The 14,904-nt window shown below is 35.3% G+C and carries 11 protein-coding genes and 1 tRNA gene; 3 read left to right on the top strand and 9 right to left on the bottom strand.

What is annotated here, in order from left to right; translation table 11 throughout:
- Positions 1–14: 14 nt before the first annotated feature.
- The 5 genes from PBN93_RS09220 to PBN93_RS09200 are packed head-to-tail and all read right to left on the bottom strand — an operon-like array spanning position 15 to position 7,375.
- Complete coding sequence (locus PBN93_RS09220) at positions 15–575, bottom strand: c-type cytochrome (protein WP_077401808.1); 561 nt, start codon at positions 573–575, stop codon at positions 15–17.
- Between the two features lie 14 nt (positions 576–589).
- A complete protein-coding gene (locus tag PBN93_RS09215) occupies positions 590–1,111 on the bottom strand; it encodes a DUF3341 domain-containing protein (protein WP_013621427.1) in 522 nt (173 codons plus the stop codon).
- 2 nt (positions 1,112–1,113) lie between these two features.
- Positions 1,114–2,853 carry an NrfD/PsrC family molybdoenzyme membrane anchor subunit gene (nrfD, locus tag PBN93_RS09210; protein WP_271080493.1) on the bottom strand — a complete coding sequence of 580 codons (1,740 nt, stop codon included), beginning with the start codon at positions 2,851–2,853 and terminating at the stop codon, positions 1,114–1,116.
- A gap of 32 nt (positions 2,854–2,885) precedes the next feature.
- On the bottom strand, positions 2,886–6,011 hold the full coding sequence (locus PBN93_RS09205; RefSeq protein ID WP_271080492.1) for a TAT-variant-translocated molybdopterin oxidoreductase: 3,126 nt from the start codon (positions 6,009–6,011) through the stop codon (positions 2,886–2,888).
- A 35-nt stretch (positions 6,012–6,046) separates the two neighbouring features.
- Positions 6,047–7,375, bottom strand: coding sequence for a c-type cytochrome (locus PBN93_RS09200; RefSeq protein ID WP_077401795.1), 1,329 nt, complete (start codon positions 7,373–7,375; stop codon positions 6,047–6,049).
- 230 nt (positions 7,376–7,605) lie between these two features.
- On the opposite strand from PBN93_RS09200, the gene PBN93_RS09195 reads away from it, so the two are divergent.
- Together PBN93_RS09195 and PBN93_RS09190 are read left to right on the top strand one after the other, a co-directional pair.
- Positions 7,606–7,977 carry an SPOR domain-containing protein gene (locus PBN93_RS09195; RefSeq protein ID WP_077401792.1) on the top strand — a complete coding sequence of 124 codons (372 nt, stop codon included), beginning with the start codon at positions 7,606–7,608 and terminating at the stop codon, positions 7,975–7,977.
- Positions 7,978–8,109: 132 nt separating this feature from the next.
- Positions 8,110–8,475, top strand: coding sequence for an SPOR domain-containing protein (locus PBN93_RS09190; RefSeq protein WP_271080491.1), 366 nt, complete (start codon positions 8,110–8,112; stop codon positions 8,473–8,475).
- A 72-nt stretch (positions 8,476–8,547) separates the two neighbouring features.
- Here the strand turns inward: PBN93_RS09190 and infB are convergent, their stop codons facing one another.
- The 3 genes from infB to rimP are packed head-to-tail and all read right to left on the bottom strand — an operon-like array spanning position 8,548 to position 13,149.
- Positions 8,548–11,397, bottom strand: coding sequence for a translation initiation factor IF-2 (gene infB / locus PBN93_RS09185; protein WP_077401785.1), 2,850 nt, complete (start codon positions 11,395–11,397; stop codon positions 8,548–8,550).
- Between the two features lie 41 nt (positions 11,398–11,438).
- A complete protein-coding gene (gene nusA / locus PBN93_RS09180; RefSeq protein WP_077401783.1) occupies positions 11,439–12,671 on the bottom strand; it encodes a transcription termination factor NusA in 1,233 nt (410 codons plus the stop codon).
- 13 nt (positions 12,672–12,684) lie between these two features.
- Positions 12,685–13,149 carry a ribosome assembly cofactor RimP gene (gene rimP / locus PBN93_RS09175; protein ID WP_271080490.1) on the bottom strand — a complete coding sequence of 155 codons (465 nt, stop codon included), beginning with the start codon at positions 13,147–13,149 and terminating at the stop codon, positions 12,685–12,687.
- Between the two features lie 200 nt (positions 13,150–13,349).
- Between rimP and PBN93_RS09170 the strand changes: the two genes are divergently transcribed.
- Complete coding sequence (locus PBN93_RS09170; protein ID WP_077401777.1) at positions 13,350–14,708, top strand: cation:proton antiporter domain-containing protein; 1,359 nt, start codon at positions 13,350–13,352, stop codon at positions 14,706–14,708.
- 46 nt (positions 14,709–14,754) lie between these two features.
- Here the strand turns inward: PBN93_RS09170 and PBN93_RS09165 are convergent.
- Positions 14,755–14,829 (bottom strand) — tRNA-Gln (locus PBN93_RS09165).
- Between the last annotated feature and the right edge of the window lie 75 nt (positions 14,830–14,904).

Here is a 14,904-nt window from a genome sequence, read left to right as displayed (position 1 = left end):
TCTTAATCTATGTATTATTTAGTTAAGTCTTGTTTCAATTGCATTACGTATTCAGCAACTTGCCAACGCTCTTCATGATTTAGCTGATTAGCGTATGAACCCATTGAGTTTAATCCGTAATAAATAGTATGGTAAGTGCTACCTACAGTAATATTTCTACCTGCATCTGCATAACTAGGAACACCTAATATTTTTTCTCTTTTCACTAAATTACCCTGACCATCTCCCTTATTACCGTGACATATAGCACAGTTGATAGCGTACAATTCTTTTCCATTAGCTAAATTAGCTTCAACTTTTAAAGAATCTAATGGGCTAGCCTGCAAACGAGCTAATTCTTTACCTTCTAGATCATTCGCAAACTCATAAGGCATATGACCTCTAGAAATTGTATTTTCTACAGGTAAACCAGCTTCCATACCAGTAGGTAAAAAATCCACTTCTTGGTAAGTTTCATAACCTACTGCTTCGTACATATTAGGCATATACTGGTAATTAGGGCTATTCTTATCTGCACAAGATGCTAAAAGAAGAGCAACTCCCAAAACCAAACCTATATTTTTAAATATCTTCATAACTATTATTAAGACTATTTTTCTGAAATATTAATTTCTACTGCTCCTGTATCTGCTAATAAAGATTTTAACTCTTCTTCATTATCATGAATTTCTATTTCCATTAAAAATAGATCATCAGTAGTTCTTACGTCTGGATTCTCAGCTTGTTTAAAAGGCCATAATTTACTTCTCATATAAAAAGTAATAACCATTAAGTGTGCTGCAAAGAAAACCGTAAGTTCAAACATAATAGGAACAAATGCTGGCATATTTTCTAGGTAACTAAAACTAGGTTTACCACCTATGTCCTGAGGCCAATCTTCTATCATGATGTAATTCATCATAAGAGTTGCTATTGTAATACCTATACATCCATAAATAAAGGCAGTTATGGCTATTCTGGTAGGAGCAAGCCCCATAGCTTTGTCTAATCCGTGAACTGGAAAAGGACAATATACCTCTTCTATATGATGCTTAGCTGCTTTTACTTTCTTAACAGCGAGCATCAATATATCATCATCATTATAAAATGCGTGAATAACTTTAGATGCCATAATTATTTATTGTTATTTAAGTTCTTGGCTTGTCCAGCCCAATCATCTCTTTGTGCTCTTCCTGGGAAAGATCCTGTTATAGAATCTAACAAATCATACTCTTTCTGAGTCATTTTACTAACCTGAGCAAAGCTATATATCCCAATCTGATTTAGTGTATGTTCCATCTGTGGACCAATACCTTTAACCTGTTTAAGGTCATCTGGCGTATCTGTTGCCACATCAAACTTACCTATAGAACTTAATAAGTCTGAAACCTTTTCTTCATCATTATTAACAACTACCTCTTCTGAAGGAACTGCTGTTGCAGCAACCGTATTTGTATATATTGTTTTTTCTGGCATAGTATATAATGGTTTCCCAGCATCTCTTAATTTCTTGTATTTACTACCAGAAGACTTAAGAATTGATTTAACTTCTGCCTGAGCTATTACAGGGAATGTTCTAGAATATAACAAGAACAATACAAAGAAGAAACCTATTGTACCAATAAAAATGCCTATATCTACAAATGTAGGAGAGAACATTGTCCATGAAGATGGTAAATAATCTCTATGTAATGATGTTACAATAATCACAAAACGCTCAAACCACATTCCTATGTTTACTACAATAGATATAGCAAAAGAGAACATAATACTAGTACGTAATTTTTTAGACCACATAAACTGCGGAGAGAAAACGTTACAAGACATCATTGCCCAATATGCCCAAGCGTAAGGACCTGTTGCTCTGTTTAAAAATGCATACTGCTCATACTCTACTCCAGAATACCAAGCCATAAACAGCTCTGTAATGTATGCACAACCAACTATAGAACCAGTAATCATAATTACAATGTTCATTAATTCTATATGCTGAATTGTAATATAAGCTTCTAAACTACATACTTTTCTCATAATTATAAGCAATGTGTTTACCATTGCAAACCCAGAGAAAATTGCACCCGCCACAAAGTAAGGAGGGAATATTGTTGTATGCCAACCTGGAATTACAGATGTAGCAAAGTCAAAAGATACAATTGTATGTACAGAAAGTACAAGTGGAGTTGCCAAACCAGCTAAAACAAGAGAAACCTCTTCAAAACGTTGCCAATCTTTAGCTCTACCTGTCCAACCAAAACTTAATAAACTATATATTTTTTTCTGAAATGGCTTAATTGCTCTATCACGTAACATTGCAAAATCCGGTAAAAGACCCGTCCACCAGAAAACTAATGATACCGATAAGTACGTAGAAATTGCAAATACATCCCATAATAAAGGTGAGTTAAAGTTTACCCATAATGAACCAAATTGGTTTGGAATAGGTAATACCCAGTACGCCAACCAAGGACGCCCCATATGTATTATTGGAAATAAACCTGCTTGTACTACAGAAAAAATTGTCATTGCTTCTGCAGAACGGTTAATTGCCATTCTCCATTTTTGTCTAAAAAGCAATAGTACTGCAGAAATTAATGTTCCTGCGTGCCCAATACCTACCCACCATACAAAGTTGGTAATATCCCAGGCCCAGCCTACTGTTTTATTTAATCCCCAAGTACCAATACCTGTAGATACTGTGTAAATTATACAACCAACTCCCCAAAGGAATGCTATTAGTGCAATAGAGAAAACAATCCACCACTGCTTATTTGCTTTCCCTTCTACAGGAGCAGCAATATCCACAGTTACATCGTGGTATCCTTTATCTCCAATTACTAGGGGTTTTCGTATAGGTGCTTCGTAATGCGACGCCATAATTTATGTTCTAGTTACGTTCCGTTAATTAATTATGATTCTTGTGTATTTCTCACTTTAACATGATAGAAAACATTTGGCTTTGTACCAATGTGCTCTAATAAATGATACATACGGTTGCTTTCTTTTAACTCAGCAACTTCACTCTCCTTATCATTTACATCTCCAAATACCATTGCACCACTACTACATGCAGCAGAACAAGCTGTTTGGAATTCACTATCTTTTACTGTGCGTCCGTCTCTCTTAGCATCTAAAATAGACTTTTGAGTCATTTGAATACACATAGAGCATTTCTCCATTACTCCACGAGAACGAACATTTACATCTGGGTTAATTACCATTTTACCTAAATCATTATTCATATGGTAATTAAACTCGTCATTGTTATTATACAAGAACCAGTTAAAACGACGTACTTTATACGGACAGTTATTTGCACAATATCTTGTACCAACACATCTGTTATACGCCATATGGTTTTGACCTTGTCTACTGTGAGACGTTGCAGCAACAGGACAAACTGTTTCACATGGAGCGTGATTACAGTGCTGACACATTACTGGCTGGAAAGCTACTTGAGGATTAGCAGAAGGATCTTCCAACTCACCAAATCCACCTAAAGAACCCTTATCTCCAGTTAAACCATCAAATTCATCTTTCTTAACATTATCTCCTTCAAATGTATCTTCAGAAGAATAATATCTATCTATACGCAACCAGTGCATATCTCTAGACTTACGCACTTCATCCTTACCAACAACAGGCACGTTATTTTCTGCGTGACAAGCTATAACACAAGCTCCACAACCAGTACATGCATTTAAATCTATTGATAAGTTAAAGTGATGACCAACAGAACGATCAAAATCATCCCAAAGACTTACTGAAACAGCGTCTACCTCGTTATGATTTAAAGATACCTTAGGAACAGGATTCCATTCTGCGTGATCTTTAGTATTAAAAATTTCTAATGTAGTTTCTTTGATTATATCACCTCTACCCATTAATGTCTTATGAAGCTGCACACAAGCAAACTCATGCATTCCTTCTGCCTTAGACACAGATACAGATTGATTAGAAACACCTCCTTGATATAATGCATAAGCATTAACACCAGTCTGCATTTCTGCTTGTAAGCCAGCTTTTCTTCCATAACCAAAAGAAAGACCTACAGAACCAGGAGCCTGACCAGGCTGAATAATTACTGGAACAGCCTTTAACTCTACATCTCCTACTTTAAGATTTACTTTACTACCATCTAAACCTCCGTTAGCAACATGATCATTAACAAGCTCTAGCTTTTCTGCATCAGCTTTAGATATAGTAACGTAGTTATCCCAAGAAACTCTTGTTATTGGATCTGGAAACTCTTGTAACCAAGGATTATTAGCCTGCTGACCATCTCCCATACCCACTTTAGAGTATAAAGCTAACTCCATACCAGACGAAGATGCTTTAGACAATTTTGAAGCCGCCATAGATAAGTCCACAAGAGACGACACTATTGACTCTTCTTCAGAAACAACTGAAGCTACAGTTTCTTCTACGACATCTATAATAGTTGACGGAGCTTTATAAACACCATCATGCAATGCTTGATTCCACTTACCGTCTCCTAATATAGAAGAACTCCAAGTTTCCTTTATATAATCATAATACGTTTTATCAGACCCCATCCACACTAATAACGATGATTGGAACTGACGCGTATCAAAAATCTCCTTAATTGTTGGTTGCATTAAAGCGTAATGTCCTTTTTTAATTTGAACATCACCCCAAGACTCTAAATAATTAGGTGCAGCAGCAGCATATGAAGCTACAGCTACAGTTTCATTATTACTCTGTGAGAAAACCACCGACAAATCTACCTTAGCCAATGCATCTGTAAATTCACCCGCATTTGGCATTGTATAAGCAGGGTTAACACCATCCATAATAAGCGCACCTACTTTACCAGCTTTCATATCTGCTAATAATTTAGCAACAGCTTTAGCATTACCTTGTCTTACATATTTTGGAGCTCTAGCATCAAAAGCAACACTTGCTTGCTTCTCATTAATTGCTAAAACAACTGCTTGCGCATCTTTATCGTCTAGCCCCGTAACAACAACAGCCTTACCTTTAGCCTTTTTAAACTCTTCAGCCGCAGCCAAAACAGCTTTCTCAATATTTACAGGCAATTCACCACCTACAGACACATTCATTACTTTAGCATAAAATTTTGCCAAAGCAACTTTTTGTTGCGTAGGAGTTAACAAAACCCTTTTATCTGCATTAGCACCAGTTAACGACATATTTGCCTCAAACTGGATATGCCTAGACATCTTTCCATTTTTAGGAACACGACCAGCAGCATAACCACTATCATATCCACCACCTTGCCAATCACCAAGAAAATCTGCTCCAAAAGAAACAATTAACTCCGCTTTTTCAAAGTTATAATCAGCAAGAGCTCTCTCTCCATACTTTTCCTCAAAAGCATTTAAAGCAGCATCGGCAGAAATAGCATCATAAGTAACATGATTTATATTTTCTCCGTAAACACTCTTAAACTCAGCTATCAACCTAGACGTAGACGGACTAGCGTAAGTTTGCGTTAATAACGCTATTTGCTTATCAGCACCCTTTAACGCGCTAAGTTTTGATTTTACCGCAGCATCTAAAGCAGACCACTCTACAGCCTCTCCCTTAGCCAAAGGACCCTGAAGCCTTTTACTATCATATAATGACAAAACAGAAGCTTGCACACGAGCATTTGCAGACCCGTTAACCTTAGCATCTGTATTATTTTCAATCTTTATTGGCCTACCCTCACGAGTTTTAACTAAAACACTTGCAAAGTCAAAACCATCTGCTATTGTAGTTGCATAATAATTAGCAACACCAGGAATAATTTGGTCTGGCTGAACAACATAAGGTATTGATTTTACAACAGGCCCCTCACAAGCAGCCATTGTTGCAGCAGCAGTACTAAAACCTACATACTTTAAGAAATCCCTTCTGTTTGTAGAACTAGAAGCCAAACCTTCCTTATTACCTAAGAAATCTTCAACCGGAATCTCCTGAACAAATTCGTTCTGTTTTAGCGCCTCAACAATGGAATCGTTAGGATTTAACTCCGCTTCGCTTTTCCAATATTTTTTGTTTGATGACATACGATATATCTGAAATTATCTTCTTTTACAATCAATTAATAGTGACACTTACCACATTCTAAACCACCTTGCATAGCAGCCGTAAGCTTCTCTACACCATATTTCTTAGAAAGCTCTTCATGAATTTTATCATAATAAGCATTACCTTCCATTTTCACATTTGTTTCTCTGTGGCAATTAATACACCAACCCATAGTTAAAGGAGCATGTTGACTTACAATTTCCATTTCCTCTATAGGACCGTGACAAGTTTGACACTCTACACCTGCAACACTAACGTGTTGCGAGTGATTAAAGTAAACAAAATCTGGTAAATTATGTATCCTAACCCACTCTACAGGCTTAGACTCACCAGTATATTTTTGATTTTCCTCATCCCACCCTACAGCAGCATAAAGTTTCTTTATCTCTTTTGTATAGAATTCATTTGTATAACCATTTTCAATATCAGACTGAGAAGGACCTTCTGGATTGCCCTTATACTCATAAATTGACTTATGGCAATTCATACAAACATTTAGTGACGGAATACCAGAAGTTTTAGAAACCCTAGCTGAAGAATGACAATACTTACAATCAACCTTATTATCACCCGCATGCACTTTATGAGAAAAATGTATTGGCTGAACAGGCTCATAACCCTGATCTACACCAACTTGCATAAAGTAACCATAGACAAAATAAGCACTTGTAAGCAATAAAAATATGACAGAAACCAACACCAAAAATTGATTCTGAACAAAAGCCTTCCAAATTGGAATTCTTTTTTCAGCCTTTTCGCGCTCTACATCAATACCATTAGCTTTAGCAATATTACGTAAGGTTTTATTAACCATAAACAACATTGCAACCAACAAAGCAAACACTAAAGCCAAAGCCCCCAATATTACCTCATTAGAAACCCCACTAGAGGAACCACCTGACACATCACCTGAAGCAGGAACAGCAGCACTAGCAGCAGGCTTCTCTTCTACTGCAGCAGTATAAGCCAAGATATTATCAATATCCCCATTACTTAATGTAGGAAAAGCAGTCATTGCAGTATTATTATACTCTGCAAAAATCTTATTCGCATAAGAGTCCCCAGACTTAATAACACCTGAACTATTTTTAACCCACGCATAAATCCACTCACGATCCAAACCTTCTTCCTCTAAACGAGACTCCACATTCCTTAAAGCAGGACCAGTTCCTTTTCTATCAAGAGCGTGACATGATGCACAATTCTGATTAAAGATCTGTTTCCCCTTTGCAGGATCAGCATTTTCTGATTGAGAAAATAGGGATACTGAAAATAGCATTGCAGCTATCAGATTGACACCCAAAAATTTAGAAAGTTGATTACGGTATAAAACCTTTTTCATATTTAAAATATTTCTATCGAAATCCTGGCACGATAATTACTATATAACAGGCACACGCCCTATATCGCTTCTTAAATTGAAGGCAAAAATACGACATAGACTTAAATTTGGAAATGTTAAGGGATTGATAATTTATAATTTATAATTGTTCTAAATAATAATTATGCCTTATGTTTGATTTATAATATTTTACATTTGTATACGCTTATTAATATTAACTTACACTACTAATGAAAACATTCTACACTAGTTTACTATGCTTAGGTTTTAGCGCTTTTTGTCTTGCCCAAGAAGGACAAGTAACACTAAAGCAAGACGAAGGACTAGAAAAGCTTTTAAACCTTTACAAGGAAAGCAACAAAACATCTAGATATTACACTATACAAATACACTCTAGCAAAGCATCACAAGGCGCACAAAATGCCAAGGAAAAAGCAGCAAAAGAATTCCCAGATTGGCCTTCAACTTTAGATTTTATTAACGAATATTACAAAGTAACTATTGGAAAATTCAACACCAAGTTTGAGGCTCAACAAAAATTAATAGAAGTTAAAAAAGAATATCCAAACGCCTTATTAATTGCAGACCAAAAAGAAGAATAAACAAATAAAATTACACCCTAAAAAAAGAGCAACTTATTTATAAGTTGCTCTTTTTTTTACATCACACATTTAGACAAATTTTCACATCATAAAATAAAACGCTAATTTTATAAGGAACAAAACCCAATACAAATGAAAAAAACAAAAATCTACATCAGTCTATTTTTAATAACATTTTGTTGCAGCTTATCTTTTGCTCAAGAAACCGAAATATTAAACAAAGGAGATAACAAAACAACAACAATTAACCAAAACACATTACTAACTCCTCCCTTCGCCATACAAATACACCAAAGCACAACCATAGCCGAAGCCAATAAAATAAAATCTGAAGCAAAAAGGAATTTCCCAGGAATGAGTACTAAGCTAAATAGCAACCAAAACATACACAGCATTACGCTTGGCAACTTCAATAACATAAGTGAAGCCCAACAGAAACTAAAGACAGTTAAAACAAAATATCCAGCAGCAATATTAATATCTAATCAAAAGGAATAAATAATAGTTTAACACAAAACAAAAGAGCGACTCATTTCTGAGTCGCTCTTTTGTTTTATAATTTAGAAATTATTATTTCAATTTCTTTTTAACTGCTACCTCTTGGAAAGCTTCAACTATATCACCTTCCTTAATATCATTGTAGTTCTTAACCTGAAGACCACAATCATACCCTTTAGCAACCTCTTTAGCATCGTCCTTAAATCGTTTTAAAGAAGCAAGCTCACCCGTGTAAATTACCACACCATCACGTATTAAACGTATACCTGCATTCCTAACCAATTTACCTGTTAACACCATACAACCGGCAATTGTACCAACCTTAGATATTTTAAAGGTTTCACGTATCTCTGCAGTACCAAGAATCTCTTCTTTCATCTCTGGAGAAAGCATACCCTCCATAGCATCCTTAAGATCATTAATTGCAGCATAAATAATAGAATACATTCTAATATCTATTTCTTCTTTTTCTGCAATTGCTCTTGCATTACCCATTGGCCTAACATTAAATCCGATAATAATTGCATCAGAAGCCGAAGCTAACAACACATCAGACTCTGTAATAGGACCAACCGCTTTATGTATAATATTTACTTGTATCTCCTCTGTAGATAGCTTCTGGAAAGAATCCGTTAACGCCTCAACAGAACCATCAACATCACCTTTAAGTATAATATTAAGCTCCTTAAAGTCTCCTAGAGCAATACGTCTACCAATTTCATCTAGTGTAATATGACGTTGCGTACGCACAGATTGCTCTCTTTGTAATTGAGAACGCTTAGAAGCAATTTGCTTAGCCTCACGTTCATCTTCTAAAACATTAAACTTATCACCTGCTTGCGGTGCACCATCTAAACCTAAAATAGATATTGGTGTTGAAGGACCTACTTTCTGAACATTATTACCTCGTTCATCTTGCATTGCCTTAATTTTACCACTACAAGTACCCGCTAAAACATAATCTCCTATCTTAAGCGTACCTGCCTGCACTAAAATTGTAGAAACGTAACCCCTACCTTTATCCAAGAAAGCCTCAACAACAGTACCAGATGCAAGTTTTTTAGGGTTAGCTTTTAACTCTAACAACTCTGCCTCTAACAATACTTTTTCTAAAAGCTCTTTAACACCCGTTCCTTTTTTAGCCGAGATATCTTGAGATTGTATTTTGCCTCCCCAATCTTCAACTAATAAATTCATTTGCGCTAGACCTTCTTTAATTTTATCTGGGTTAGCCGTTGGCCTATCAATCTTATTTATAGCAAAAACAATAGGAACACCTGCAGCTTGAGCATGACTAATTGCTTCTTTTGTTTGTGGCATAATATCATCATCTGCCGCAATAACTATAATTGCAATATCCGTTACCTGAGCACCACGTGCACGCATAGCCGTAAAGGCCTCGTGACCCGGAGTATCTAAGAACGCAATTTTTTGTCCATTATCTAACTGCACACCATATGCACCAATGTGTTGCGTAATACCACCACTTTCACCAGCAATTACATTTTCTTTACGTATGTAATCTAGTAAAGATGTTTTACCATGATCTACGTGTCCCATTACAGTAACAATAGGAGCTCTTTCTTTTAAATCTTCTGGCGCATCTTCTTCTTCTACAATAGACTCTTCAATCTCAGCAGCAATAAACTCAACCTCATAACCAAATTCCTCAGCTACTATAGACAATGTCTCAGCATCTAAACGCTGATTCATTGTTACCATAATCCCTAAAGACATACATGCAGAAATGATTTGTGTACTAGAAACCTCCATCATAGTTGCAACCTCACCAACAGTAACAAACTCTGTTACCTTAAGGATTTTACTTTCTGCTTCCTGTTTCTCTAAATCTTTCTCTGTCTGCTGACGGTGTTGATCTCTTTTATCTCTTCTGTACTTAGCACCTTTACCTTTTTTAGATTTCCCTTGAAGTTTCTCCAAAGTTTCTCTAACCTGCTTTTGCACTTCTTCTTCAGTAGGCTCAACCTTTACAACAGGAGCATTAAACCTCCCTTTTCCTTGACCACCTTTACCTCTATTGCCACCTTGACCACCAGGTCTATTATTACCACCAGGCTTATTATTACTAACAATTCTTTTACGACGCTTTTTCTTATCCGCCCCAGCAGCACCTGTGTTTTTAGGAGCTTCTTTCTTTTTAGGCTTATTAAACTTAGATAAGTCAATTTTTGCACCTGTAAGCTTAGGACCAGATAGCTTCTGATACTGAGTAGTTATCACAGTATTTTCCTTAGCTTCCGTCTCCTTTGCCTCCTCTGGCTTTTTCTCTGCCTCTACCTTTGGTTTAGGCTCCTCTTTTTTAACAGGAACTGGTTTTTTAGCCACTGGCTTCTTTTTTCCAGCATCTAAATCTATTTTACCAACAGTTTTAGGACCAGGCAACTCTACCTTACCTGTTTTAACCGTAGAAGACTCCTTAACAACTGGCTTTTCAACCGGCTTAGACTCTTCTTTTACCTTAGGCTTTTCTACCTCAACAGGTTTTTCTTCTTTTGGAGCTGGTTTTTCTTCTGCAGGCGCTGGCTTATTTTTACCGGAATCAAGATCTATTTTACCAACAGTCTTTGGCCCAGACAATTCTGCCTTTGCTCTAACAACTTCTTGAGCAGCTGCTCTTTTTTCTCTTGCCAAACGCTTTTCTTCTTGCTCTTGTTCCAATTGCAATCTAAGCGCTTCTTTTTCTTTACGTTTTTCCTCGCCAACTTCCTTAGAAGCAACTTTCTTACTCATGTCTGTTTGGAACTCATCCAAAAGAACTTGGTATACCTCATTGGAAATCTTAGTAGTAGGCCTTGCCTCCACCTCATGTCCTTTGGACGAAAGGTGGTCTATAGCCCTATCTAAAGAAATATTTAATTCCCTGAGGACCTTATTGAGCCTTATTGTTGCATTCTCTGCCATAAACAAGTATTCGTATTCTTAAATTTTTGCTAATATATAGCTTAATCTTCTAATTCTTCTTTAAGTATGCGTACAACTTCTAAAATAGTTTCAACTTCTAAATCTGTACGCTTTGCTAAATCTTCAGAATCTTGCTCCAATACGCTTCTTGCCGTATCTAAACCAATCTTCTTAAATTCTTCTATAATCCAGTTATCAATTTCATCAGAGAACTCTGTTAACTCAACATCCTCTTCTACTCCTTCACGGAATACATCAATTTCATAACCAGTTAATTGTCCTGCCAATCTAATATTATGACCACCCCTACCAATTGCTCTTGAAACCTCGTCTGGTTTTAAGTAAACTTGAGCCGTTTTCTTCTCTTCGTTTAATTTAACAGATGATATCTTTGCAGGACTTAATGCTCTTGTTACAAGCAACTGCGGATTGCTTGTCCAGTTAACAACATCAATATTCTCATTACCTAATTCTCTAACAATACCATGTATCCTAGACCCCTTAACACCCACACAAGCACCTACAGGATCTATACGATCATCATAAGAATCTACAGCTACTTTTGCTTTTTCTCCCGGGATACGAACAGCTTTTTTAATAGTAATTAAACCATCAAAAACCTCTGGTATCTCTTGAAAAAACAATTGTTCTAAAAATTTAGGTGATGTTCTAGACATAATGATAGAAGGCTTATTACCTTTTAACTCTACACTCTCTATAATACCACGGACATTATCACCCTTTCTAAAGAAATCTGAAGGTATCTGTCTATCCTTAGGCATCACTATTTCATTACCTTCATCATCCACTAAAATTACAGCTCTGTGCCTAATATGATGAACCTCTGCTGTATATATTTCACCTTCTAAATCCTTAAATTGCTTATAAATTGTAGTATTATCATGCTCATGAATTTTAGCAATCAAATTTTGACGCAAAGCTAAAATTGCACGTCTACCTAAATCTATAAGCTTAACCTCTTCAGATACATCTTCTCCTACTTCAAAATCTGGTTCAATCTTGCGCGCATCTGTTAATGAAATCTCCTCATTAGGTTCTTCTACTTCTCCATCTTCAACAACAATACGGTTTCTCCATATTTCTAAATCCCCTTTATCTGGATTTATAATGATATCAAAGTTATCATCAGAACCAAATTTCTTTTTCAAAGCATTACGAAATACTTCTTCCAAAATTGCCATTAACGTTACCCTATCTATGAATTTATCATCCTTAAATTCTGAGAAAGATTCTATTAGCGCAATATTTTCCATATTGATTTATTTATTAAAATTTTAATATAACTTTTGCTTCCTTAATATCAGAAAATAAAATTTCTTCTTTTTTCTGAACGGTCACTTTTCCTTTACCAATGGGCTTTTGCTCTCTCGCTTTCCACTCCAATGTAATAGTTTCTTCCGTAGCAGCAGTTAATTCTCCTTCAAAATTATGACCTTCTATTGTTTTTACCTCTAATTTTCTACCAATATTTTTTTTGTATTGCCTTGGCAAAACTAAAGGAGAAGATGCTCCTGCCGAAGCAACCTCTACAGAAAAATCTTGTTCCTCTCTATCTAAGTTGTGATCTATAGCTCTACTCACCGCCACACAATCCTTAAGTGTAACACCGTTATCCCCATCTAAAACTATATTAATTTTAAAGTCTGGTGTTATTCTAAAATCTATTAAGAATAACGATGGGTTTTCTTTTAAAGCCCCTTCTAACAAAGATGTAACTTGCTCTTTAAACATAACTCTTTTTACAGAAATTTTATTAAACCAAAAAAAGTATAGTTAATAAAAGAGGGGACTAATAAGTCCCCTCATGAATACATTATATTCTTTCAGCGATGCAAAGATACATAATAATTTTCACAAATTAAAGTGATCCTAACTGTAGTTTAGGTAATTATGTATATTTTTAAAAACTAAACACAAACTAACATCCAAAAATGGAAATATTATCTTCATACAATCTAATTATAGCCGCTTCAGTAATAATTATTATTTCTTTTCTCTTTAACGGTATTTCAAAAAAAACCAACATTCCCTCCGTTTTAATGCTCATTGTACTGGGGGTTATACTAAAATATGTTTTAGAATTTATAGGAGAAGACAACATTAACTTTTTTCCGTCCCTAGAACTACTTGGCATTGTTGGTCTAATAATGATTGTTTTAGAAGCCGCACTTGAACTAAAATTAAAGCGAGAAAAACTAGTACCTATTTTAAAATCTATGGCAATTGCCCTTATAGGCTTAATAGCATCCGCCTATGTTGCAGCTTTAATTTTACATCAATTTATAGAAGGCATGACTATGCAATCTGCATGGTTATATGCAACACCCTTATCTATTTTATCTAGCGCCATTATTATCCCTAGTGTAAGTGGCCTTCCCGAAAACAAAAAAGAATTCCATATTTACGAAAGCACATTTTCTGACATTATGGGTATTATGATGTTTTACTTTTTAACAGGAAACCTTAACCCAACAGAAGACGCAGGAAATGGAGCTGCAAGTTTTGCCGGAAACATTGGACTAACAATTGCAATATCTATTGTTGCTAGCTACGCCATTATATTGGTTTTCCAACAAATAAAATCACAAGCAAAACAGTTTTTATTAATTGCTGTACTCTTGCTATTATATGCCCTAGGTAAAAAATTTCATTTATCCTCGTTAATAATTATTTTAATATTTGGATTAATAATTGCTAATATGAATTTATTTTTTGGTGGGTTTTTATCTAAATACCTAAACAAAGAGCGTGCAGAACAAATTTATCATGAACTACACATTATAACATTAGAGACCGCTTTTGTAGTACGTACATTTTTCTTTGTAATTTTTGGTATAACCATAGTTATATCATCCTTGTTTAGCATAAACGTAGCAATTACAAGCATTTTAATAATTGCATCTATATATATCATTAGATTTGTTGTATTACGTGTTTTTGTTGGTGGCGATATTTTTCCACAGTTATTTATTGCCCCAAGAGGATTAATAACAGTATTACTTTTTTACGCGATACCACAAGAAGCACAAATAGAAACTTTTGATTCTGGCATTTTACTTTTTGTAATTATTGGCACAAGTTTAATTATGACAGCTGCTATGATTAAAGACAAACGCAAAATGAACACTATCTTGGATGAAATAGATGACGACATAGACGAACTAGACAAACTTCATGACGAAAATGCGGATGAAAACAATGAAGAATACGAAAGCAGTAGTACCGCTTTAGAGAACCTTGAAGAAAATAATACAGATAACACAGAAGACAACGAGCACATAAACCATTAAAAACAAAAAGCCCGATACCATATTGATATCGGGCTTTACTTAACATTGGTTGGCCCACAAGGACTCGAACCTTGAATGACGGTACCAAAAACCGGAGTGTTGCCAATTACACCATGGGCCAATGTTTGTTTTGAGGGTGCAAATTTATAATAAACTTTCGTTTACACAAAACATTTTTTAAAAAAATTTTTAAACT

It is taken from the genome of Cellulophaga omnivescoria (assembly GCF_027915275.1).
Taxonomy (GTDB): domain Bacteria; phylum Bacteroidota; class Bacteroidia; order Flavobacteriales; family Flavobacteriaceae; genus Cellulophaga; species Cellulophaga omnivescoria.
Note: the sequence above shows the minus strand (reverse complement) of the source record. Positions and strands in the feature narration are given on the sequence as shown.